The sequence below is a fragment of the Thalassotalea sp. PLHSN55 genome (assembly GCF_052030545.1).
Lineage (GTDB): Bacteria > Pseudomonadota > Gammaproteobacteria > Enterobacterales > Alteromonadaceae > CANMXU01.
In genome coordinates, this window is the sequence record NZ_JBPDIH010000002.1 from 325,276 (window position 1) to 349,337 (window position 24,062).

A 24,062-nucleotide genomic window follows, 5' to 3' on the forward strand; every position below is an offset into this window, starting at 1 on the left:
GCCGTCTAATTATCGTTTTTAATTACAGGGATAAATCAAGTAGTCGATCTGTCAGCTCAATTTCACCCGATTGAATTTTTGCTATGCCTTGTTGCATTTGTGCTTGCCAAGCACTTTCGCTCCAAATTTCGAATTTCTTTAACTGACCTACCAACATAATATTTTTTTCTAACCCTGCGTGCTGCCTTAATGGACCATTGATCAATAAGCGACCGCTTTTATCGACATCACAATCAGAGGCATTGCCTAACAACACTTGTTGCAATAAACGCTCTTGTGGATTCATGCTCGATAAATTACAGAGTTTTAATTCAATTTCTTCCCATTCAGGGAGTGGATAAAGCAATAAACAGGGATGTTGAATATCTACAGTACAGACCATTTTTCCTTGGCAATCGGCAAAAAGCTCCTCGCGATACTTTGTCGGTATCGTGATTCTGTTTTTGCTATCTAACGTGATTGCGCTGGCGCCTCTAAACATAACCCTATTCTTTTTATGGGACCATCATTGATCCACTATTTCCCACTTTTCTCCACATTGATACAGTTTAGAGAGTAAAGTAAAGCTATGTCAAGCAAAGATTGTTGATTTTGAATAGGACGATCACCAATAAAATTAAGGCTTTTGGCGAAGTTTATGAAATTGTGGGCTTTTGTGGATCTGTGCCCCATAAAACCGGTAAAAATGTTCTAAATAATGAATTTTTGTGCATTTAAAGGAATAAAAAGGAGTTCAAATTGTTGTAACAAGTGATGTCAGTGGGATCGAGCGCTTTTACTTTTAGATGCCAACAATGCCAATCACTAATAACCAGCTAGCAAAAAATAGTTTTAACCGTGTTGCCGATAAATGAGTGACTAACGTTTTGGCAAATATTCCACCCAGCACTGCACCGGGCCCGGCGAAAATAACCACTTGCCAAAAAACTTGAAAATTGACTAAGGTATGTTGCCAAATAGCTGCCCAAACAGAAATTGCTGAGATAACCACCGCAGCAGCAACGGCCATACTGATATCGAAGCGTCTAATGATCAAGTAAATCGCCAGCAACTCGCCAACGCCAACAGAAAGCCATGCGGTTACTGCGCCGCCAAATAAACCAATCGCACTGAGTATTAACCAATCGTACCAATAAATCTGGCTACGCTCTCGATGTGGTTTTAACCAAAGTACGCTGGCAACAATAAAGACACCAATTAACAATGAAAACCAACTGAAACTGTTATGCAAAGAGGCAGGTGATTTCACCTCAAGCCAATAGGTAGCAGCAATACCAATCACCGAAGTTATTGAGGTAATGGCAATGATACGTTTAAAGCCCTGCCAAAGCTTAAGTTCACGTTTTTCTGCGTGATAATGGCGATACCACGTAATTGCGCCTGCGGTCATACCAAAACATTGAATACCAAAACTGGTAGCAATTGCTTGTGCTTCGGTAAAGTTAAGCTGGTTAAACATGGGAATGAATATCACTCCGCCACCAGCGCCGGTTGAATTGGCAAAAATAGCGCCGAGCACACCTAAAAAGCTAAACGGTGCATAATCCAATATTTCGGAGGCATTTATGGGTGATAAGACAAGCATCAGCAGCCATAAAAAAGCGAAAAGCAAGAAATAGAACAGCGGTTGTTTTTTCATAAATTTTATTATTTTAATCACTTGGCTCATTTACGATAACGCTTAAATACATAGCAAGGCTGCTTTAAAAGCAGCTCAAGCATTGTTGGCAGTTTTAATCACCACTAACTTTTTTCATTGGGGGACTGGCTAACAATATACGCTAAAGCTTCTTTAGATAATACACTGTTAGATATATAGTTTTTACCTTTAGCATGAATAATCAATACACCTAACTCGGTACTTTCTACTTGCGAGATTTCAGACCAAGTTAGTGCGTTATTAACATAATGAGATTGGTTATGAATGCCCTTTTCATCAATAGTTAAGGTGACTTTACTGCCTGATGCGCGACCAAGCATTTGTCTGGTCACCCACCACGGCTTTTGATAATAGGTCGCCACTGCATCTAAAACACCGAGTGCCACGATAAACCAAGCAACATATTTGTCGTTATCGCTAAACAATAAAAACGCTAATCCCACTAACACTAATAATGCTGCCTTAGTGTAAATTTTCAATCCGCGATCTAAAGGAACAGATTGACTGTAACATTCTTGAAAATGTGCTTTATCTAATAGGTAACTAGTCGTGTACGAAAATGGTGTATTCATAAAATCATGCAATAACGAAAAAACGCTAGTGTACCCATAACGGCTTAGCCTTAACAGTTTTTAATTGCTTGCTCGCGTAAATCATCGTGTGTAGATGATAAATTACAAAACAGATCAAAATAGCCGCTAAAATACTGCGAATTTTGCATTGCTAAACTGGCTAAGAAAAAACAGACAAAGTACACTCAAGACACAAGCAGTAAATATACACAATCGATTAATTACGACAAACGTAAGGCAGAAAATGAATTCAATCCTAGTAGCAAGCGATCAAGGCACCCCACTACACATTTTAAAAACGAGTGAGTATCAAAACTGGTTATCACAGCAAGATACGTTTACCCAAAAATGGCTTGAACAAACTCGCTATAGCGGTGAAGGGCTTAGTTTAATTCCAAATAACTCAGGTGAATTGTCTCAAGTGCTTTTTATTGCCAAGCAACCAGAGCATTACTTTGCTTGTGGCGATTTAAGTGCCCAATTACCAAAGGGACAATATCAATTGCATTGTGATGCAGCTGAGCAAAAAGCCATTGCGTTTGCATGGGCTGTTGGTTCATATCAGTTTGATCGCTACAAAAAAAGCAATAAGGAAATAGCTACATTAGCCATTAATAATGAAGACATTGTTAGCGAAGCTATTATTCAAGCGCAAGCGACCGCTTTAGTAAGAGACATGGTCAATACTCCTGCAGCAGATATGATGCCTGAAAACATTGCCGCATGCGCATTTGGCCTTACCGAACAGTTTGGCGGAAAGGTAGAACAAATTATTGGTAATGATCTTTTAGATAAAAATTATCCAACCATTCATGCCGTCGGCCGTGCGAGTTTACATAAACCACGTTTAATTGATTTAACTTGGGGTGACGAAAGTCATCTTAGAGTGACCTTAGTGGGTAAAGGCGTTTGTTTCGACAGTGGAGGGTTAGATCTTAAACCCGCTGCGGGCATGCGTTTTATGAAAAAAGACATGGGCGGATCAGCCCACGTACTTGGTCTAGCGCATTTAATTATGGCCAATAATTTACCGATAAATTTACGTGTATTAATTCCAGCGGTTGAAAACGCCGTTTCAAGCAATGCATTACGTCCTGGTGATGTCATAAAAACACGCAAAGGCATTACCGTAGAAATTGACAATACTGACGCAGAAGGTCGCTTAGTATTATGTGATGCATTAGCCGAAGCAGAAAACGACAACCCTGAATTACTTATTGATTTTGCCACCTTAACGGGTGCGATGCGTGTTGCATTAGGTACTGAGTTACCGGGCTTTTTCTCAACGAACAGTGAAATAGCTGCGCAAATTACCTTAGCTGGTGAAAAAATAAATGATCCCGTATGGCGCATGCCACTTTATAGTCCTTACAAAGACTTATTAAAGAGCAATGTTGCCGATATGACCAACTGCGCAACGGTACCGCAAGGTGGTGCGATTACTGCCGCCTTATATTTACAAGAGTTTGTCAATCCTGACACCAACTGGCTGCACTTTGATGTAATGGCATGGAATACCCGAGCATTGACAGGTCGCCCAATTGGTGGCGAAGCGTTTGGTATACGTGCGGTATATGCATACTTAGCTGCGCAATATAAATAAGAAAATTAGATAAACCAATATAGATCACATTCCCAATACCAAGCCTAGCGTGATCATCCGCTAGGCTTTTTTATGAATAAAAAAGCACCGCCGCACAAACAGCGCATCACAAGAAAAGCGCACTACAAACAACGCACCATAAACAAGCAAAACATCACCACGACTCACCAAAAAGGTGCAGTAAATTCCCCTTTATAGAACATGCAATATATAGAGCATTGTTATATAAGATAAAATAAAATGGCTTATTTTGTGCATTGCTTATTGCCGAGTAAAAGCTCAATCAGAATTACGCACCAAATATGTGATGATTTTTTATTCTAGGTAAAGAAAACCAATTAATTTGCTCTACCTTGCACTGAAAAAGTCGATATTGGCTGCCTATTACAAATAAAAAGCTTTGGAAAATACCTATGTTAAAAATACTTATTAGTTTGCTGTTAGTGTTACCTTCATTAGCATTTGCAGACGATGGCCAACTTAATGGCGCGAACACTGCATGGATCCTAACGTCAACAGCATTAGTATTACTAATGACTTTACCTGGTCTGGCACTTTTTTATGGTGGCTTAGTTAGAAAGAAAAACGTGCTATCGATTTTAATGCAATGTTTTGCCATCGCATCAATTGCTTCTATTTTATGGTTAGTTGTCGGCTACAGCTTAGCCTTTGGTGGTGGCAACGCCTTTATTGGTGATTTTAGTAAGATGATGATGAATGGCATCAATAAAGATTCATTATCAGGCGATATTCCAGAAAGCTTATTTATGCTGTTTCAAATGACCTTTGCCGTGATCACTCCTGCACTGATTATTGGTGGCTTTGCTGAGCGTATGAAATTTTCAGCGGTATTGTTATTTAGTAGCTTTTGGTTATTAGCGGTTTATGCACCAATTACCCACTGGGTTTGGGGCGGCGGCTGGTTAGCTCAAATGGGTGTTTACGATTTTGCAGGTGGTATTGTTGTACATATTACCGCCGGTACAGCAGCACTTGTTGCCGCTATGGTATTAGGGCCGCGCAGAGGTTTCCCTAAAACACCTATGCTACCTCACAACTTAACAATGACAGTAACTGGTGCAGGTATGTTATGGGTTGGCTGGTTCGGTTTTAATGGTGGTAGCGCGTTAGCTGCTACAGGTGATGCATCAATGGCAATGTTAGTTACCCATATTTCTGCCGCTGCAGGTACATTAACTTGGGCAGCGATTGAGTGGAAAAAATTTGGTAAGGCGAGTGTGTTAGGCGCGGTAACAGGTATGGTAGCAGGCTTAGGTACTATTACCCCAGCTTCAGGTTTTGTTGGCCCAGGCGGTGCATTAATTATTGGTATTTCAGCAGGTATTGTTTGTTTCTACGCGACTGTTTATATCAAACAAAAACTTAAAATTGATGATTCATTAGATGTATTTCCAGTGCATGGTGTAGGCGGTATTTTAGGTACATTTTTAGCCGGTATTTTTTCTGCAACAAGTTTAGGTGTCTTTAGCGGTTTCGGTTTTGCAGACGGCATAGCAACTATGGGTGAACAAGTATTTGTTCAAATGGTTGGTATTGTTTCGACTTTGGTTTATACCGCAATCGTTACCTTCATCCTATTAAAAATTGTTGGCTTAATGACGGGTGGACTGCGTGTAGAAGAAGAGCACGAAGTAAACGGCTTAGACCAAGTTGAACATGAAGAGTCAGGTTACAACCTAAGCTAGTCATTGCTCATATAACTTTGAATAAAAAAGGCCTAACGGCCTTTTTTATTGCGCAATTTTAGCGAGCCTTAACTAAAGTGAATGATGATCAGCTCAGTAGCAGTTCAATATAAACAGGGCCTTCAAAATAAGTAAACTAACCAAGCAAACAAGGAACTAACGGTCATATTCAAAGTTGTTACTATCAATCCCTTGCCTTTTACAGCAAGATAATAATACCTACAAGCTAACCATTAGAGACCCAAAAAGGCCCGTAGGCCTTTTTAAATTATAGCTTGATTAAACCCGCTTAGATTTTAAATGTACTAGCAACATTTTGCAGTGTTGCTGCTAATTGCGCTTGTTCATTTGCTGTTGCCGTAATTTGGTTAGCGCCAACTGTTGTTTCTGTCGATTTTGCTTCAACATTAACCACATTCTGCGCGACATCTTGAGTCACCATTGCTTGCTCTTCTACAGCCGTTGCCACTTGTTCCGTTACGGCAAAAATTTCGCTGACGGAATCGGTAATATGCGCTAATGTTTGCTCAACATCTTTTGAATTTTCAACGGCAGCATCAGCCATTTTTTGACTATTTTCAATAACACTAAAAGCTGCGTTGGCGTCACTTTGCAAGGTACTAATAAAGTTTTCAATTTCACTGGTAGAATCTTGTGTGCGTTGTGCTAATGTTCTTACTTCATCGGCTACTACCGCAAAACCTCGACCTTGTTCTCCGGCACGAGCGGCTTCAATTGCTGCATTTAGCGCAAGCAAATTAGTTTGCTCCGCAACCGACTTTATTACATCAACCACATTAGTAATGTTATTACTACTGGTGTGTAAATTGGTGATACGCTCAGCGATATTGGTAATTTCCGCGGCTAAATCTTCAATAGAATGATAAGACTTTTGCACGACCGTTCGCGCATCTTGTGTTTTGCCGTCAGCATCTTTAGCTGCATCCGCAGCAGATTGGGTATTACCAGCCACTTCTTTCACGGTAATTGATAACTCTTCAATGGCTGTTGCAATTAAACCAATTTCAGATTGCTGTTCAGTTAAAGAGCTTGAGTTATGTAAACAGGTTTGCGACGTTTCTTCTGCCGAGGCTGCAAGCGTTGCACTTGAACTCGCCATCTCTTCCATAGCAGCAGTAAATTTTTCCAAGGTTAAATTCAAAGCGATACCTATTTGTCCTAGTTCACTTTTACCCACATAGGTGGCTCTTACGGTCAAATCATTATTATCACGAACCTTTGCCATAACATTGGTTAAATCTTTTACTTCGCGATGCAACTTTTTAACGATGTAGCCACTTAACATCAGTGCAACAAGTACAATCACGATACTGGTAAGAATATTAATAAGCATCGAATTAAAAGCCTTAGCTTGAATAGCTTCAGCTTGTGAAAGCAGTGAATCACTAATAAAGTTTTCAATCGCTTTTAATTGTCCAATACGTTTGGTTGATTGCGCAAACCAATGTTCGGCATCAACACCAAATTGACCGGTTGTCGCTTTTTGTTGTGAAATACTTCTTAACTTTCTCACCTCAGCAACAGCTGGATGATTCATACTTTGCTGATAAAATTGTGTATTTTCGTTAGAAGCAAAAGCGTTAAACTGATTGAAATAGGTATGTTGCTCTGACGCTAAGGTTACCGCTTTAACAAACATACCACTGCCAAAGGCATCTTTTGCAAACGTATTGCTCAATACCGCACGTTCAATTCCGGCACGCTCTTTACCTTGAATAAAGCTATAATAAGCGCCGATAGCTTGGCTTAGTGTTGCATTGGTACTGTACTTGGAAATAATGGTAGAAAGGCTTAATAAATCAGCGTTGGTATTGGTGTAATAACCTAACGCCTCTTTCAGCGAGATCGTTTGATTGTCAACACGAGAACGAATGCTTTCGAGTTGGGCAAGCTTTTGATTAATTTTATTGTGTAGGTTTTGGATCTGCTTATTTTCAAACGGGTTGTCTTGCCAAAACTGCGTGCGTTTCGCCGCCCTTTCTAGGGTTAACTTACGCTGACCTTTAAGCTTATCGGAAAATTTGGTGCCTTTAGAACCCAAATATCCGGCGGTCATGCCCCGCTCTTTTTGCAATTCATGCACTAAATTACTGTAAACACCGGATAACTTTATTTGCTGGCTAAGCGCCTTCATTTCATTGTTAGTTTGTATGCTAGTAATGATTGAGGTGAGACTGCTCCATAAGAATCCAAGTAGCGGTATTAAAAGAAGAATAAGAATTTTTTTTCTAAACGACAAGTCCGAGAGGTGCATATTATTTTCCAAGTCAGCAATGCGAAACACATTTGCGCACAATTACAGTTCAAAGCTAAGGACTTTTATATGGAAACGAATAATTTAAAGCCTAATAGGTTATTAAGCTAAGTTGCACGAATTAAGCCCTTAAAGTAAAAGTTAGGAATGTGTATGCTTTGTTTTAACTAAAGACAAGGCGACTACGCATAAAACCCAACTAAACTATATTGTTAACAGTAAGACTATTTATTAAAAACCATTAACAATATACACAATGACTTATATCATATTTCATCACTATTCTGAAACTTTTACGTCTAATAAATCAATAATAGATTGGCATATTTCTTCAATTTTTGATGCATCTACTGGCGCGATGAAAATCGTATCATCACCCGCTAATGTTCCCAAAATTCCTGACGACTCACCTAAACTGTCTAGCATACGTGAAATTAACGGAGCGCCACCAATACCTGTTTTAACAATAATTTGCATATTATTGTGCTTAACACTCAAGACAACCGACTGAATTGCCTGCTTTGATTTAGGTACTGCAAGCTCGTCAGGCAAGATATACACTTTTTCATTATTGGTATTCCGCATTTTTACCGCGCCAAGCTTAGCAAGCAGTCGAGATACTTTTGCTTGTGGCACATCTTGAAACCCATGACCAGATAATGCTTGTGATAACTCACTTTGAGAGCCATAACACTGTTCTTTAAGCAAGGCTTTAAAAACTTGCACTAACTCAGATTCATTTTTTTTACGAATACTACTCATAAGGGCCTCAATAAGAAGTTACATAGGTAACGATACTGTTTTAGCTATCATAACAGTAAATTTTGTTTTAACGTTTAATTATCCAACTTTGTATTATAATTATTTAGATGATAAGTTTCATCTATGAAATAAGCAGTTATCAAATAATTATCCGCAATATGTTTGGTAAAGCTAAGTAAAATTAGCGAGTAAGCATTTACAAATTAGGAAGCGCCAATGTCTTTACCCGATAGCTTTAAGTTTATTCTGCTTTTTTTGGTACTTCTTTCGAGTCAAACAATCTACGCAAAAAATATTACTATCGCCTTAGGTAACTTCGAACCTATGTTTGCCCACGAAAATCAACCGTCGCTTTTTAAAGATATCATTGACGGCGTTTTTCAATACTTACCACAGTATAAAGTTAACTATCGTTACATGGTTTCAAATGCACGTTTAACCGTAGAGCTTAACCAAAAAAGCGTTGAGGGTGCTGCCAATGTCTTTAGCGCTGAAGAAATTAATGGCTGCTTAACAGACCCGGTATTTCGGTTCACTGATGTGGCGATAACCCTTAGAAAAAACAATCATAGAATAAGCTCAGTTAAAGAACTAAAAGACAAGTCAATCGTCAGTTATCAGCGTGCCGAACACTTATTGGGCAGGGAATTTAGTCAATTGGTACAAGCTAATCAATATTATCAAGAAGTTGCGCGCCCTGAAGAGCAAGCGAAATTATTAACATCAGAATTAGTCGATGTCAGTATTGGCGATATTTATATTTTTCTACATAGCTTAAAAGCATGGCAAAAAGATAATTACCAACCTAACTCATTAAAAGTGCACGCTATATTTCCACCCGTTTATTCAAGCATCGGCTTTAATGAGTTGTCTCTATGTGAAGACTTTAATCTCGCTTTAACAAAATATAAAAATAGCGGCCAGTACCAAAAAACCTATAACCGCTTTTTAGAAAGTTTAGGGTTAAAGAAAGAGTTGCTTGAGCTTAACTCAGACAAGCATCACTAATAGCAACTGCAGATTATTTTTCAATTAAACTTATTGAGCAACAAGCTGGTTAAACGTTAATAATACCTGCTGATTTTCGCCAAGTAACAACAACTGACCTGACGAAATTTTATATGTATTGACTTGGCTTAACGCTTTCAAAAAATCCATTTCTAAATTTGCGTGGCCTTGACATAGCATCTTAGTGGACGCTAATGGGGCAAACTCTAGCGTTTGACCATCAATGATATACCCACCAAAAAAACGATTACACCCAGAGTTACCTGATACGGTATTTTTTTGCTCATCAAAATTAATACTAGGCTTAGGCCACTGTTTTTGATAACTGACAGTTTCATTATTCATTGCCACAAGTTGCCAAGTTTTACCAAAAAGCGCGCCAGTTTCTACATAGTTATTGGCTTGGTTATTTGCCTGTGCTACATCCGCTGTTTGGGTGCATGCAGAAACCACAAAGGCACAAACAATGAGTACAATTTTTTTAAGACTAAACATAATATCCTCGATAACTAGGTGCTATGTGAATAAGATAAGCTAAGTGACTATGTTTATCATAGTCACTTATTGTCAGAAAAGGTTAAGAATATTTAACCGAAATGGGAATGGTCAGAATTTTATTACCGTAGCTTTTTAATATTCGGTAAATAAGATAGAACACCAAAAGTACAACAACTAGCGCAAAAGATGACACAACAGGTGTTATCAATATATTGCCTAACTGATAGCAGAAGGTTGCGGCTAAATACGCCAATGCAAAACTCCAAGCACCTGCAAAACCAGCCCAGCGCGTACCAACTTCATTCTTTATTGCCCCCATAGCCGCTACACATGGCGTATATAAAAGAATAAACAATAAATAGCTAAACGCACCTAACTGACCGTCAAACGCCTGCTGCATAACATGATAAGTATTTAACTCGACTTCCTGCTCTTGTGAAGCAACATTTAGATCGCTGACCTCACCAACATCGATACCTAATGGATCTTGTGCTTCAATGCCTAATAAGTTTTCTTTAATTTTGTCTGTCGCTTCTTGCCAGCTTTCTGACAATGAAGGCTGACCGCCCTCTTCTTCACCATGGGGTGAATACAGGCTATTAAATGTTGCGACCAACACTTCTTTGGCAAAAATTCCGGTAATAATACCAACACCTGCTTGCCAGTTTTCTTCTTTAACCCCCATAGGCGCCAATACTGGCATCACAAGTTTTGCACCTTCGCTTAACACTGACTGTTCGCTGTCTTGGTGACCAAATTGCCCATCTGTGCCGATAGAGTTAAAGAAGTTTAATACACACACCACGATGACAATGGTTTTACCGGCACCGGTAACAAAGCTTTTGGTTCGCTGATAAACACGTGCGCTAATGTCGGTAAGCTTAGGCATTTCGTATAACGGTAGCTCCATAATGTTAATCGAGCTTGTACCTGGCAAGGTGGTTTTTTTCAGTAAAAACCCGGTAAAAATAGCCGCAGCAATACCAACAAGGTATAAAAGAAAGACTAGATTTTGACCGTTATCTGGGAAAAATGCGGCGGCAAATAATGCATAAACAGGCAAGCGCGCACCACACGACATAAAGGGTGCCATCATGACTGTAGTAATGCGTTCACGCTCGCTATCAAGTACTCGCGCAGACATTACCGCAGGAACGGTACAACCAAAACCAACAATTAGCGGTACAAAGGCTTTGCCGGGCAAGCCTATTTTTTGCATAACACTGTCAACCACAAAGGCTGCACGCGCTAAATAACCACTACTTTCCAGTAACGACAAACCAATAAATAAACAAACAATAACAGGAATAAAAGTTGCCACTGTCTGTATACCACTGCCAACACCTTCAACCAGCGTCAATAACCATGCGGGAAGATCATAGCTAGATAACCAATGAAGCGGATAATCAACAAAGATTGTACCGCTTAAAATGTCAAAAAAGTCGATAAAGGCACTACCAACATTAATGGCAAACATAAATAGCAAATACATCATGCCTAAAAAGACAGGAATACCAACAAGAGGATGCAAAACAACATCATCAAGGCGATCGGTAATACTGCGTCGCTCTAATCGTTCTTTGGTGGCATTTTCCAGCAAAGAGCGCACAAAATCATGGCGCTGATGAATAACGTCAATTGCTTCTATTGGCTGGTGACTTTTAACAATATAGTGCTCATCTGTGTTTGAAGCAGACGTCAAAGCATGTTGAATTCTCGATAAGTAATCTTTATTTTGCGCACTAATTTCATGAACAGGGCAACCGAGGAGTTGCGATAAAGAATTTACATCGACATCTAACGATTCCGTTCTATCAGTTTTATTTAATAGTACGATCATCGGCACACCCAGCTCTAGAAGCTGAGTTGTTAAATAAAGTTGACGTTGCAACTGAGTGGCATCAACCACGTTAACTAAGCAATCAATGTCATTATCACGCAGAAAATCATGAGATATCGTTAAATCTTGACCTTGCTGATCGCGTTTGGTTAATGAACTTAAACCGGGTAAATCGGAAAGTGTCGCATCGTGACTTGGAAGAGTAATTGATTTTTGCTTTGCTGAAACGGTAACACCAGACCAGTTACCAACTTTTTGCTTATCACCAGATAATAAATTAAATAGCGTACTTTTTCCTGAGTTGGCAAAACCAACCAGTGCATAATGTTGAAAGTTGGACATTAAATAACATCCACTATCACTTGGTTGGCAAGATTTTGTTGTAGCGTTATTTTGGTATTGTGTAATCGAAAAGCCATTGGACCATTCCAAGGGGCTTTATGAGCTAAAGAAATTACTGATTCAGGAACAAAGCCTTGTTCTAATAGTTGCTCTGCTAGTTCAAAATTTTTCGGTAAGGCAACAATTTTAGCTTTCTGGTTTTTTGACAAATCACTGAGTGTCATTTTCTCTACAACCCTTTACAAATGAGAATTACTTCTATTTACATATTACACTATCTCGTGCGCATGTACAGATCAATTTGGCGCAGCCAAAGGGTTGTTTGACTCATATCAAAGCTTTCTTTGCACAGAAAATATCAAATACAGCCCTAGACAGTTAGCTGTGCTTTGAATTAAGCTAAAACAATTCAAACACATGTTTTAATTTGACTGTTTATGCATTTTCAATCTCACTTTGTCAGCTTAAGTCACAGTTGCCAATTACACTTAATGTTGATTAACAAAACACCCGCTCATCAAGGCATTCCAATTCTGATGATCCACGGAATGATTGAAGATGGTCGTATTTTTTATCACAAAAATGGCAAGGGGTTGGCTTGTTATTTGGCTAAACAAGGCTACAGCGTTTATGTTGCAGACCTGCGCGGCATTGGGCAAAGTAAACCCAGAATCAATAAAAACTCTGCTCACGGTCAAACCGAAACTATCGTTAACGATATTCCAGCATTAATTGCGTACACCTTAGCGCACAGCCACCACGACAAACTGCATTTAGTTGCCCATTCTTGGGGCGGCGTTTACTTAAATGCTTGTTTGTTGCGATTCCCAAAAATTTGTCAGCAAGTTTATAGTGGTGTCTATTTTGGTTCAAAACGTCAAGTCAGAGTGAAAAATGTCGAACGTTTTTTTAAAATTGACCTTTTTTGGAATAAGCTCGGTTTTGCCATTTCTAAGCGGCGTGGCTATTTCCCTGCCAAGGGATTAAAAGTTGGCGCAGACAATGAAACACAAAAAACTCATCAACAATGTATTCAATGGATTAAAAAAGATGACTGGCAAGATAGTGATGATCGTTTTGACTATCATCAAGCAGCCAAAACCGCAAAGTTGCCGCCGATATTTTATCTTGCCGCGGTAAACGATCACAGCTTGGGCCATCAAAGTGATGTAAAACTCTTTATGAAAGAGTCTGGCGGTCAAGACAACAAATATTCCTTATTAAGTATCAAACAAGGTAATCTTGTCGATTACGATCATTTGAATATGCTAACTTCTCCGCAAGCGATTAACGACCACTTCCCCGCAGTATTAAAATGGTTGTGTACACATCAACACAGTTAAAAAAATATTTTTTGCACTTATTTAAACAAAACGCAAATAACGGTATTATTAAATTTTACCCGATACGGTTAAAAATGTTACAATCTCGACCAATGTAATTTGAACTAAAGATAGATTAAGTAAATATGCGTATTAGATTAACTGCAACAATTGATAAAAACCCTGAAAATGGCTGTGAAGCTGGTAAAGAATTTGAAGCTGTATTAATTCATCCTCGTTCTACTACAGTTGAATTTACTTCTGATGCAAACAAACAGGTTCGTGCGTTCCACTACGAATATGAAGTCGTAGAGTCTGTCGAATAGTTTTACCTTAGGTAAAATTATAAACAGAGAAAGTTGTCATTGTTACGCGAGCATACTGCTCGTTTAAGTGATAACGAATACACGCTTGTATAAAGCGTTTATGAATGTAATTAACAAAAGCTTTTATTTGACGTTTCCTTTTGGCGAACTCAAATAAAAGCTTTTTTGATATCTATCACACAAAATAAATAAAGCATCAAACAGCGAATATGCAAAACTCAATCAAGCTAACGACTTCAGGCGTTCAAGAAAATACCCAGGTAGAGTCGCCGTGTATAAGAAAATGTTGTCTGAACGAGCAAGATATTTGCCTGGGTTGCTTTCGACATATTGATGAGATAACAGGTTGGAGTAAAACCTCAACGCAAGAAAAACATGCCATTTTGGCATCGTGCAAACGTCGAAAGGCCAAGACAAGCTAAACAGCTTAACCATTAACGCGTTTTACTAACAAATCAATAAAGCTACGTACTTTAGGTGCTAAGTGTTTTCGGCTTGGATAAATAGCAAACACATCGATATTTTGCGCAGGATAATCGTTCAATAATATTTCTAATTGATTGTTGGCTAACTCTTTTTCCATGGTAAATGCCGGCAAGCGACAAATGCCAATAGAGTCTAAGGTCAATGCTAGTTCCATTTCTGAACTATTGCACAGTAACCTTGACTTAACATCAACATAGCTATATTTGCCAGAAGCATCGGTAAAGTACCAACGTGTCGGGTTTTTTAAATTGCTATAACAAATGCAGGCATGATCGACTAATTCGTCTGGAGTTGTAGGTCGCCCAAACCGTTTGATGTATTGCTTGGTCGCCACAACATAAGCTTTTGAGCTAAACAATTTTCGACAAATCAAACTTGATTCTTCTAATTGATGTGTTGCCCTGATCACCAAGTCAAACCCATCTTGCACTACATCAACATGACGATCGTTTAAATCTATCTCAAGCTGCACATTAGGGTATGTTTGCATAAATTCAGACAAAATTGGCTGCAAATAATTATGTGACAGTGCTACTGGGCAACTTATTTTAAGCAAACCTTTCGGCGCAATATCTTGTTGATCTAACTCACCTAGGGTTTGTTCGGCATCGGCAACCATTTGCAAACACTGTTGGTAATACACCTTTCCCTCGGGCGTCAGACTAATTGAACGGGTTGTACGGTTAAGTAGGCGCACGCCTAGGCGCGCTTCAAGTTTATTAACTTCTTTACTTATATAAGAAGTTGAATGCCCTGTTGCTTCAGCCGCGGCCGAAAAGCCGCCACATTTCACCACTTCAGTAAAAATCACAACGCCGTCAAATAATTTAGTATTAGAAGCCATATGGAAACAGTTCTTTATATTTTGCACTATTAATTATTAATTGAGATTAATATACACTCTCTAACATTGAATTGTCGCCCTGTTTATCACACTTATTAGAGGTATGTTATGAAACTATTAGCATTTGCTGCCACAAGTAGCTCAAAATCCATTAACAAACAATTAGCCGGTTATGCTGCCTCACTGCATACAGATGCAGAAATAGAACTGTTAGATATTAATGACTATGAGATGCCTTTATTTAGTGAAGATAAGGAACAAGCGCTAGGGCAACCACAACAAGCAAAAGACTTTTTTAATAAGATTACGCAAGCCGATGCACTGATCATTTCCTTTGCTGAGCACAACGGCTCTTATACCGCCGCTTATAAAAACTTATTTGATTGGACCTCACGTATCGAACAAAAATTATTTCAAAATAAACCTATGGTTTTATTGGCCACCTCACCAGGTCCAGGCGGTGCAAATACCGTATTAACCGCGGCGACAACTTCAGCTCCTTATTTTGCAGGCGATGTTAAGGGCTCACTTTCTATACCAAGTTTTTACGATAATTTTGATATGGAAAAGCAGCAGCTAACTGATCAAGTCTTGTTAACTGAGCTAACGTCACTTATTGCAAAGCTAAACTAAATAAGCTGAGCTCGGTTAAAGAGCATCAATTAATGCGGCAATGGTAAATTTTCACTGTTGCCGCGCCCCCTTCCCTTAGCTTAAACCGCTTACATTTCACCTATTCCTTGTTCTTAATCTGTTCATTCTCACATCGTATTTTAAACAGCAGTCAGCATTCATTTACATTTTGTAAATGATTTATCTCACATATTTTATGCACAACACGCAAGCCCTACCTATACTTTTTATCTGTTGGCTATTAATTTTCATACGCTTGAGTAAGGATTCATAAGCATGCCGAGTAGAGATAAACTCACAGCTAAAACAGACGTTTTAGTTATTTATCAAGATCGCTATCAAGTTGGCAAGACCATTGAAAAAGTTCAGAACTTGCATTTAAGTTTTCAATGTATTCGCATGAGTAAAGACAACCATGAAAAAATTATCGCTTGTCAGGCAAAGATAATATTACTATCTAGTCACCACATGATCACTGGCACCGAGTTTTACCTAGATTTACTGGTGCAATGTAAAGAGCAGCTTGCCAATCATCATGCCATTGCGCTCATTCACTTAGATGAAGCATCTGAGGCATTTAGCGCTTGTGAAGACGGCTTATTTGATAGTTATATTATTATTGAACCCAGTTTTGAAGAGGAGCGTTTAAGCCTCGTATTAATGCAGTCGTTAAAAGCCATTGCCGAGCATAAGCTTTATACCAGTAAATTATTATCCAATGATAATCACGAACAAACGACAACCGGCGATGTGCAAAAAAAATTACTGCTAAATAGTTTAAACCTACAACTTAAAAACTATCAGCGGTCATTAGAAAATCGCCTGAAACAGTTGATAAGTGACGCACAACAACAAAGCAGTATTCATCAAGCAATTCACGACTGTACTCAGCAACTCCTTAGCGATATTGATACTAAAATGGGGCAACAGCTAATAGACATTAGCAAAGACATTCAAATCGCCACCCTGAAAAACATTACCAATAATAAGCGCTTGAATAGCCGAATTAACTACGCAGACAAACCGTTACCGAAAAAAGCTAACGACGTCATCTCTTTTAAACACCAAGCCAATGTTTGTTACAAAATTCTCATTGCTGAAAGTTCAATGTTGCTCGCCAATGCCATTGCAGAAATTTTTGAAAATATGAATTTTAAGATTCGCATCTCTATTAATGGCCGACAAACTTTGCAAGCCTTTGACGATTTTTCCCCTGATCTTATTTTGCTTGAAGATAACCTCGCTCAAATGGACGGCATTGCCGTTACCCGTAAGATCAGAAATGGAGGTAGCTGTATTCCCATTATTGTTTTAGCAGAACGCAAAAACAAATCACAATTAAAGCATTGGTTACCACTAGGGATCAGTGAATATTTAGCTAAATCAACTAACCATAAAGTGATTTTAGACACAGTTATTAATGAACTGTTAAATCCAAGCGGCTTATTAAAATTCAAAACTGAAAATAATATTGACCAAATTCAGTGGTTACCAGAGTATTCAGTTGGACACCCACTTATGGATGAACACCACCAGCAACTTTTTCAAATTATTAAAGAGTTTATTAACAGTGAACACAACATAGAACAAACCATCACCATTTTTCAAAAGCTTAATAAATACATGCTGATGCATTTTGCTGAAGAAGAGAAATTGATGTTGGCCAATAATTTCCCGAATTTAATTGAACACAAAGCCGAGCACTATTCTATTGTGAAAAAAGTAAAAGCCATGCAAGAAAAGCTTTTGCAAAAAGATGAAGAAACACACAATAAAATTGGCTTATTTCTTTATAAATGGCTTAGCCACCATATTCTAAAGTCAGACATGGAATACAAATGGTTTGTCTCAACCGAGCAAAAAAACACGGCACTACTGGGGGACTTTTAATTAGCGTCAACCAAATCAAAACTTTTACCGACGATAAATTTACCAAAAGATTTGCTTAGCTTTAACACGGCTTAAAATCACATTTCATTACATTTAATCGAACATATCGCATCAACCCTACCTGCAACACTTAACACTTCTGTTACAATATAAGAAGTTAACCAACTTTTTGAGTTATATCTTTAGCTGTTTTATTTGATAAAGAGAAATCAACATGACAATACGAACTTTGAACCCAACTGCAAAAATAGCTGTAACGTGCGCTGTCGCTTTTAGCTGTATAAGCCAGCCTGTATTAGCCGAGAGTAATGAAGAACTTGCTAAAAAATTAGCCAACCCAATAGCGAATTTGATCAGTTTACCTGTGCAAGTTAATTACGATCAAAACATAGGATTAAATGATAAAGGCTCACGTTTCACTACCAACGTTCAACCGGTAATTCCTGTTGATATAAACGAAGACTGGATCATGATCAGTCGAACAATTTTGCCCATCATTCAACAAAGTGACGTGATTGGCAATTCTAGTCAATCAGGGCTTGGCGATACCACACAAAGTTTATTCTTTTCACCTAAAGCACCAAGTTCAGGTGGTTGGATCTGGGGCGTTGGCGGTGCATTTTTATTACCAACGGGTACCGATGAAGCACTCACCACAGATAAGTGGGGTATTGGACCAACAGCCGTAGCGTTAAAACAAAGCGGACCTTGGACCTATGGTGGCTTAACTAACCATATTGTCTCAGTGGCAGGCGATAGCGACCGAGCAGATATTAACAATACTTTTGTTCAGCCTTTTGTATCTTATACCACTAAAGCGGCAGTTTCTTATTCATTAAATGCAGAAGCGATTTATGACTGGGAAAACGACCAGCTTACCTTGCCAATAAACATTAATGTATCAAAAGTCATGCGCTTTGGTAGTCAGTTAATCAACTTAGGTGGCGGCGTTCGCTATTATGTTGAAGGTTCTGATACAGGTCCTGAAGGTATCGCTTATCGCTTACAAGCGACTTGGTTATTTCCAAAGTAAAGCAATCACTGTGCTTTAAAAAATAACGACACTTTAAAAGTTACCAAAATAAAACGGGGCTGATAATTTATCAGCCCCGTTTTATTTAACTTTTATTCTTTAGCAAAAAAGCTTACACGTCGATTGTTTTTACCCAACCAAAACGATCTTCTTTTGTGCCGTACTGAATTCCGGTGAGTTCATCGTACAAGTGCTTAGCCACTTTGCCAGAAACATTGTTGTTAATAATATGGTCTTCACCTTTTAAGCATAAATTGCCAACCGGCGAAATTACCGCCGCGGTACCACAACCAAATGCTTCAGTGATTTTTCCTGATTTAATATCAGCAAGAATTTGCGTAATATCTAAACGCTCTTCACTAACTTCATAACCTAGCGCAGGCGCTAATTTCAAAATTGAATCACGAGTAATGCCAGGTAAAATACTGCCGCTAAGTGCTGGAGTAACAATTTTTTTGTTGTCGTAAACAAAACAAATGTTCATCGCGCCAACTTCTTCAATATATTTACCTTCAATGGCGTCTAACCAAAGCACTTGTGAATAACCAAGCTTGGCTACTTCTTCAGAAACAAAAAGACTGGCGGCATAGTTACCACCTGTTTTTGCTTCGCCTACGCCACCAACAACAGCGCGGCGATAAGTATCAGCGATATAAACGGATACAGGATTAAAGCCTTCTTGGAAATAAGCGCCAGCTGGGCCCACAATAATATAATGACAATATGCAGCACTTGCACCTAAACCTAATTTAGAGCTGGTTGCGATCATCGTTGGACGAATATATAACGAAGAGCCTTCTTGGTTTGGCACCCAAGCATGGTCAAGTTTAATTAATTCAGTCAGCGCTTCTAAATGAAAGTCGACATCAACTTCCGGCATTACCATACGTTTAGCCGAACGGTTAAAGCGCTTAAAGTTTTCTTCAGGACGGAATAAGTTAATTTTTCCTTCAGGTGTACGGTAGGCTTTTAAACCTTCAAAAATTTCCTGACTATAATGTAAGACGGCTGCAGACGGGTCTAAAGATAATGCATGGTAAGGACTAATTTCTGCATTGTGCCAACCGTTTTCTGGATCATAGTTTTGGGTAAACATATGATCTGAAAAAGTGCCACCAAAGCTGTACTCTTCTGGGCATGAGCCGCGTTTTGAAGGTTCAAGCGCTTTCAATTCAATAGACATATTCTTTTTTTTCTCTCTTTCAAAAGCGAATGGCTTAGCGCCATCACATATTATTTTGTCAATGGTTTAGAGCATATTGATCTTTGGTGTATATTTTGGCAGCACAAAGGTCCAGATGCTCTAGTTAAGTTAACCCGTCAATCGCATAAAAGATAAACAGTACTCTTGGTCGCTGCGATGATGAAGACAAGCAGTATAACAACATTATTAACGTTTTAAGAGAGAAAAACCGTCGTAATAAAGCAATTTATTTGTATTTTTTATCAACAGAAATTCACTTGAACTGTTGACGCTAAATTTTGTCAACTATAGCACTAACTGTGCAGCTCAACTTTATCGACTTTTGTCGCTGTTTCAGTTTGATTAAACTGTATATAGTGTCACATAAAAATTTACGGCTTATCCGTTAATCTTATTTTAGGAGTTTTAGTGTTTAAATATATTATTCATATCAGCTTAATGTTGATCTTAGCGTTTTCAGCTGCGGCCAAGCAACCGAGTACAGTTGCTACCAACACTGCAGCCTACGCTGAATCTACTTATCAACAAGCTATGATCGACAGCCTTGCGCAATTGGTAAAGTACAATACGGTTGCGGTAAAAGATCTACCTTCACCTAAAAACCCTGAACATATTGCTTTTAAAGCTGAATTAAAAAAACAAGCAACCACATTAGGCTTTGATTTTACTGACCACGGCTATTTAGTGGTTATTGGCCTTGGCGATAGCGAAGAAAGAGTGGGCATTATTACGCATGGTGACGTGCAGCCGGTGAATGAAAGTAAATGGCAAAAATCGCCATTTGAATTAGACCGAACCTCAGAGCCAGGCAAGTTAATTGCTCGCGGCACTGAAGATGATAAAGGGCCAATCGTCTCAGCCTTGTATGCGATGAAAGCGATAAAAGATAAAAATATCGCGTTAAAAAAACGACTTGAATTGTACATTTACATGGCTGAAGAGTCTGATTGGCAACCGCTGCGCGACTTTGTAAAACAACACGATTTACCACAAACGAATATCACACTTGATGCTGAATACCCAGTCGTTACCGCCGAAAAAGGTTATGGCACCATTAGCGTAAGTTTTGCTAATGCACAGGTTATGTCAAAGCATGCTTATATTAGTCGTTTTACCGGTGGCGCATTTGCCAGCCAAATTCCTGAAGATGCAAAAGTTGTGATCAGCAATGCCAATTATGGCTTGTTAGAAAAACTGATAGCGAGAATGACCCAATTCCCAGAAGTGAGCTTCGATCTGAACATGGTCGATACTGATCTCACCATTACCGCCCTCGGTAAATCAGCTCATTCTTCAAAACCTGAGTATGGCGTTAATGCCATCACACATATTGCGAATTTACTCGCTTTTGAGCGCTGGCCAAATAATGCTGAAGGCGCGTTAGTTAATTTTATTAATGATAACTTAGGCATAGGTTTATACGGTGAAAAGTTTGGAGATATCGCTTACCAAGACGACTTTATGGGGAGAATGACCGTCTCTGCAACGTTATTAAAACAAGTTGAACAAGGTATTGAACTGACGATAAATGTTCGTCGACCACAAGGCAAAACAGCAGAGCAACTTACCGATGAAATTAATGCCGCGATTATTAACTGGCAAAGTAAACATAAAGTCAGTTTACTAGCTAGCCATAATAAAATTGGCGATCCTTGGCTATTAACCGATGCGCCGCACATTCCAACCTTGCTCTCCGTATTTTCTCATTACACAGGGATTGAAAATGCTCAACCAATTGCCATTGGTGGCGGCACCAATTCCCGTTTATTTCCAAATGCAGTAAGTTTTGGTCCGTCAATGCCAAATGTTGCATACACTGGGCATTCGGAATATGAATTTATTACCATGGAACAGTTTGTTTTAAACTTAAAAATGTATACCGCAGTCTTGGTTGAGTTAGCGAGTAAAAACTAATCTTTGTCTAGACTTGTAGCAATAAATAAAAAAACCAGCAACTGACATTGCTGGTTTTTTATTGTTTTTTGCTTCTATCTAAGCGAATAAAACACTAATTTTTTTAGAAAGTATACGTACCGGTCAACTGAAAGTTAGTTCCGTCAGCGGTATAATTGGTTGCTGTTTCATACTCTTTGTCAAACAAGTTATTGATCTTAGCGATTACCAGTAAATTCTCAGTTGCTTGGTAATCAACTGAAACGTCAAGGGTAATATACTTTTCTAACGTTGCGCCACTAGAGTCAAGACTAGAACCACGGTAATTCAACGCACCATTGGCTTTTAGGTCTTGCCATTGGTAACTGGCAGTATAATTAGCGGTTACTTTCGGACGACGATGCAATTGCTCACCGGTTTGTTTATCTTCAGTGCGAGTGTAAGCTAAAGCGACTTTTTGAGAGAAATCGTCAATATCTACTCGTAAGGTAGCTTCTGCACCTTCAATACCCGCTTTAGCGATATTGGCAGGTTTCCAGTTACCGCTGGCATCAGGCGCCCACGCAATTAAGTTTTCTACATCAGAGTTGTAAACCGCAAATTCAAAAGCGCCATTTTCAAACTGGTTTTTAACTAAAAATTCAGTACTTTCAATGCTTTCAGGTAATAAATCTGGGTTACCTTGACCAGGCCAATATAAATCGTTAAATGTTGGCGCTTTAAAGCCAGTACCTCGGTTTAAACTCACTAATAAATTTTCATCGACTTGATAGCCAAATGACACGTTATAAGTATTCTCACCACTTAAGCCAGATACTTCATCACGACGTACCGCACCTTCAAATAAAAATTGTGCCATTTGATGGCGTGCTTGTACAAATGCCGCACGCGTAATGCGCTCGTCTTTGTCCCAGCTGCTGTTGTTACCAGAGACTTGCTCATCATACCAATCAAAACCCGCGGTTAAGCTAGAAGCATCGCTAAAGCTATACTGACTCACTAATGAAAATTGGTCACGTTCAGTAGCAATAAAAGCAGCATCGTCTTTTTGGCCTGAAATGAAGTTAGCGCCTTCGTCTTGGCTAGTTGATAAAGATACTTCGGTGAAGAAATTTTCAACTTGGTATTGGCTGCCTACTTTTATCGAGTAGTTTTCATAGTCTTGTTCATTAGCGCCACCCCATTTAGGATCGTACTCTGAACCACCTTCTTCATAGCGAGAGACTAACTGAAACGATAATTCTTCAGATACTTGGCTTTTACCCACTAAACCAACTGAACGACGGTCGTAACCATCATCATCATCTTCATAAGTATTCGCGGTAAAACCGTCACTTTCTTCCATTGAAGCTGATAAGGTCAATGAGTGTTGCTCGTTGCCTAAACCTACTGCTCCTTCTGTTTTCCAAAAGCCATGGCTTCCCGTACCCGCCGAGACATAACCTTCACCTGAGGTAAGTTGCTTGGTAAATATTTGAATAACACCGCCAATTGCATCAGAACCCCAAAGCGCTGCACGCGGCCCTTTAACAATCTCAATACGCTCAATTAAACCAATAGACATCGCAGCAAAGTTAGTTGTGCCTAAAGTTGCAGAGCCGACACGCACGCCATCAACTAATACCAAGGTATGATCACTGTTAGTTCCGCGCATAAATACTGAGCTAGCTTGCCCAGCGCCGCCTTGGCTGACCACACTAATACCAGCAATAGTTTCTAATAAATCAGTAATATTTTGTGGTTGAATAAACTCAATATCTTGCTGAGAAATAACCTCAGTTGCCGATAACGACAAGAATTTATCTTGTTGCGTACGGTTTGCCGTTACCACAATATTTTCCATATCGTCTGTAGGCGTTGGAGCAGCTAATGCTGCACTTGAAAATACTACACTTGTTAATGCCAAATAAATTGGCGATTTTTTCATTTTTTTAGTTTGTACTAATTGTTTAGTTGTCATATTACCTCGTCTTAAAGTGCCCTCCGCACTTTATTGATCACCAGAAATTAAACACTGGCGATAATGAAGCAAGCTGTAGGCTGTCGGACTTATGCTCTCGATCAAGCAATTACCGTTGCGGGGGCAGTAGCAAATTTTCATTGCTTTCCCCTAAAGCTCGCCAAATAAAAGCAGAGTATTTCTGCTCGTTACGTTTTAATGCACT

Annotated in this window: 22 protein-coding genes and 1 riboswitch; of the genes, 11 read left to right on the forward strand and 11 right to left on the reverse strand. The window is 39.0% G+C overall.

What is annotated here, in order from left to right; translation table 11 throughout:
• Positions 1-22 precede the first annotated feature (22 nt).
• The 3 genes from mraZ to ACRRSQ_RS04585 all read right to left on the reverse strand — a co-directional run bounded on the left by mraZ (position 23) and on the right by ACRRSQ_RS04585 (position 2,232).
• Positions 23-481: a division/cell wall cluster transcriptional repressor MraZ gene (gene mraZ, locus ACRRSQ_RS04575; protein ID WP_440874524.1), complete on the reverse strand. Its 459-nt coding sequence runs from the start codon at positions 479-481 to the stop codon at positions 23-25.
• A 300-nt stretch (positions 482-781) separates the two neighbouring features.
• Positions 782-1,585 carry a sulfite exporter TauE/SafE family protein gene (locus tag ACRRSQ_RS04580; RefSeq protein ID WP_440874525.1) on the reverse strand — a complete coding sequence of 268 codons (804 nt, stop codon included), beginning with the start codon at positions 1,583-1,585 and terminating at the stop codon, positions 782-784.
• A 158-nt stretch (positions 1,586-1,743) separates the two neighbouring features.
• Positions 1,744-2,232, reverse strand: a complete 489-nt coding sequence (locus ACRRSQ_RS04585; protein WP_440874526.1) for a YcxB family protein — start codon at positions 2,230-2,232, stop codon at positions 1,744-1,746.
• A 244-nt stretch (positions 2,233-2,476) separates the two neighbouring features.
• On the opposite strand from ACRRSQ_RS04585, the gene ACRRSQ_RS04590 reads away from it, so the two are divergent.
• The 3 genes from ACRRSQ_RS04590 to ACRRSQ_RS04600 all read left to right on the forward strand — a co-directional run bounded on the left by ACRRSQ_RS04590 (position 2,477) and on the right by ACRRSQ_RS04600 (position 5,541).
• Positions 2,477-3,835, forward strand: a complete 1,359-nt coding sequence (locus ACRRSQ_RS04590; RefSeq protein WP_440874527.1) for a leucyl aminopeptidase family protein — start codon at positions 2,477-2,479, stop codon at positions 3,833-3,835.
• A 72-nt stretch (positions 3,836-3,907) separates the two neighbouring features.
• Positions 3,908-4,033 (forward strand): hypothetical protein, encoded by a 126-nt coding sequence (locus ACRRSQ_RS04595; RefSeq protein WP_440874528.1) that lies wholly within the window; start codon positions 3,908-3,910, stop codon positions 4,031-4,033.
• A gap of 215 nt (positions 4,034-4,248) precedes the next feature.
• The gene (locus ACRRSQ_RS04600) at positions 4,249-5,541 is read left to right on the forward strand and encodes an ammonium transporter (RefSeq protein ID WP_440874529.1); all 1,293 of its coding nucleotides are present in this window, start codon (positions 4,249-4,251) and stop codon (positions 5,539-5,541) included.
• A gap of 289 nt (positions 5,542-5,830) precedes the next feature.
• On the opposite strand, the gene ACRRSQ_RS04605 is transcribed toward ACRRSQ_RS04600, so the two are convergent.
• A complete protein-coding gene (locus ACRRSQ_RS04605) occupies positions 5,831-7,696 on the reverse strand; it encodes a methyl-accepting chemotaxis protein (protein WP_440874530.1) in 1,866 nt (621 codons plus the stop codon).
• Between the two features lie 399 nt (positions 7,697-8,095).
• Entirely contained in the window at positions 8,096-8,578 is a 483-nt protein-coding gene (gene argR, locus ACRRSQ_RS04610) for a transcriptional regulator ArgR (RefSeq protein ID WP_440874531.1), read from the reverse strand.
• 216 nt (positions 8,579-8,794) lie between these two features.
• Between argR and ACRRSQ_RS04615 the strand changes: the two genes are divergently transcribed.
• Positions 8,795-9,586, forward strand: a complete 792-nt coding sequence (locus ACRRSQ_RS04615) for a hypothetical protein (protein ID WP_440874532.1) — start codon at positions 8,795-8,797, stop codon at positions 9,584-9,586.
• Positions 9,587-9,616: 30 nt separating this feature from the next.
• On the opposite strand, the gene ACRRSQ_RS04620 is transcribed toward ACRRSQ_RS04615, so the two are convergent.
• From ACRRSQ_RS04620 to ACRRSQ_RS04630, 3 genes are all read right to left on the reverse strand, one after another.
• Positions 9,617-10,081 carry an META domain-containing protein gene (locus tag ACRRSQ_RS04620; RefSeq protein ID WP_440874533.1) on the reverse strand — a complete coding sequence of 155 codons (465 nt, stop codon included), beginning with the start codon at positions 10,079-10,081 and terminating at the stop codon, positions 9,617-9,619.
• Positions 10,082-10,163: 82 nt separating this feature from the next.
• Positions 10,164-12,266: a ferrous iron transport protein B gene (feoB, locus tag ACRRSQ_RS04625; protein ID WP_440874534.1), complete on the reverse strand. Its 2,103-nt coding sequence runs from the start codon at positions 12,264-12,266 to the stop codon at positions 10,164-10,166.
• The gene (locus ACRRSQ_RS04630) at positions 12,266-12,490 is read right to left on the reverse strand and encodes a FeoA family protein (protein ID WP_440874535.1); all 225 of its coding nucleotides are present in this window, start codon (positions 12,488-12,490) and stop codon (positions 12,266-12,268) included. The genes feoB and ACRRSQ_RS04630 overlap by 1 nt, the downstream gene beginning before the upstream one ends.
• Positions 12,491-12,703: 213 nt before the next feature.
• Here ACRRSQ_RS04630 and ACRRSQ_RS04635 point away from each other — a divergent pair, with 213 nt between their 5' ends.
• The 3 genes from ACRRSQ_RS04635 (at position 12,704) to ACRRSQ_RS04645 (ending at position 14,336) form a co-directional block, all read left to right on the forward strand.
• Complete coding sequence (locus ACRRSQ_RS04635) at positions 12,704-13,609, forward strand: alpha/beta fold hydrolase (protein WP_440874536.1); 906 nt, start codon at positions 12,704-12,706, stop codon at positions 13,607-13,609.
• A 125-nt stretch (positions 13,610-13,734) separates the two neighbouring features.
• Entirely contained in the window at positions 13,735-13,914 is a 180-nt protein-coding gene (locus ACRRSQ_RS04640) for a hypothetical protein (protein ID WP_440874537.1), read from the forward strand.
• Between the two features lie 209 nt (positions 13,915-14,123).
• Positions 14,124-14,336 (forward strand): DUF1289 domain-containing protein, encoded by a 213-nt coding sequence (locus tag ACRRSQ_RS04645; protein WP_440874538.1) that lies wholly within the window; start codon positions 14,124-14,126, stop codon positions 14,334-14,336.
• A 5-nt stretch (positions 14,337-14,341) separates the two neighbouring features.
• On the opposite strand, the gene ACRRSQ_RS04650 is transcribed toward ACRRSQ_RS04645, so the two are convergent.
• Positions 14,342-15,244 carry a LysR family transcriptional regulator gene (locus tag ACRRSQ_RS04650; protein ID WP_440874539.1) on the reverse strand — a complete coding sequence of 301 codons (903 nt, stop codon included), beginning with the start codon at positions 15,242-15,244 and terminating at the stop codon, positions 14,342-14,344.
• Positions 15,245-15,352: 108 nt separating this feature from the next.
• Between ACRRSQ_RS04650 and ACRRSQ_RS04655 the strand changes: the two genes are divergently transcribed.
• The 3 genes from ACRRSQ_RS04655 (at position 15,353) to ACRRSQ_RS04665 (ending at position 18,800) form a co-directional block, all read left to right on the forward strand.
• A complete protein-coding gene (locus tag ACRRSQ_RS04655) occupies positions 15,353-15,877 on the forward strand; it encodes an NADPH-dependent FMN reductase (protein ID WP_440874540.1) in 525 nt (174 codons plus the stop codon).
• A gap of 276 nt (positions 15,878-16,153) precedes the next feature.
• Positions 16,154-17,767 carry a bacteriohemerythrin gene (locus tag ACRRSQ_RS04660; protein ID WP_440874541.1) on the forward strand — a complete coding sequence of 538 codons (1,614 nt, stop codon included), beginning with the start codon at positions 16,154-16,156 and terminating at the stop codon, positions 17,765-17,767.
• A 214-nt stretch (positions 17,768-17,981) separates the two neighbouring features.
• Entirely contained in the window at positions 17,982-18,800 is an 819-nt protein-coding gene (locus tag ACRRSQ_RS04665) for a transporter (protein WP_440874542.1), read from the forward strand.
• A gap of 112 nt (positions 18,801-18,912) precedes the next feature.
• Here the strand turns inward: ACRRSQ_RS04665 and ACRRSQ_RS04670 are convergent, their stop codons facing one another.
• Positions 18,913-19,983 (reverse strand): branched-chain amino acid aminotransferase, encoded by a 1,071-nt coding sequence (locus ACRRSQ_RS04670; RefSeq protein WP_440874543.1) that lies wholly within the window; start codon positions 19,981-19,983, stop codon positions 18,913-18,915.
• Positions 19,984-20,412: 429 nt separating this feature from the next.
• Here ACRRSQ_RS04670 and ACRRSQ_RS04675 point away from each other — a divergent pair, with 429 nt between their 5' ends.
• Positions 20,413-21,918 (forward strand): dipeptidase, encoded by a 1,506-nt coding sequence (locus tag ACRRSQ_RS04675; protein WP_440874544.1) that lies wholly within the window; start codon positions 20,413-20,415, stop codon positions 21,916-21,918.
• Positions 21,919-22,021: 103 nt separating this feature from the next.
• Here ACRRSQ_RS04675 and ACRRSQ_RS04680 read toward each other — a convergent pair whose 3' ends face one another.
• The gene (locus ACRRSQ_RS04680; RefSeq protein WP_440874545.1) at positions 22,022-23,857 is read right to left on the reverse strand and encodes a TonB-dependent receptor domain-containing protein; all 1,836 of its coding nucleotides are present in this window, start codon (positions 23,855-23,857) and stop codon (positions 22,022-22,024) included.
• 57 nt (positions 23,858-23,914) lie between these two features.
• Positions 23,915-24,048: riboswitch (cobalamin riboswitch) on the reverse strand.
• Positions 24,049-24,062 lie beyond the last annotated feature (14 nt).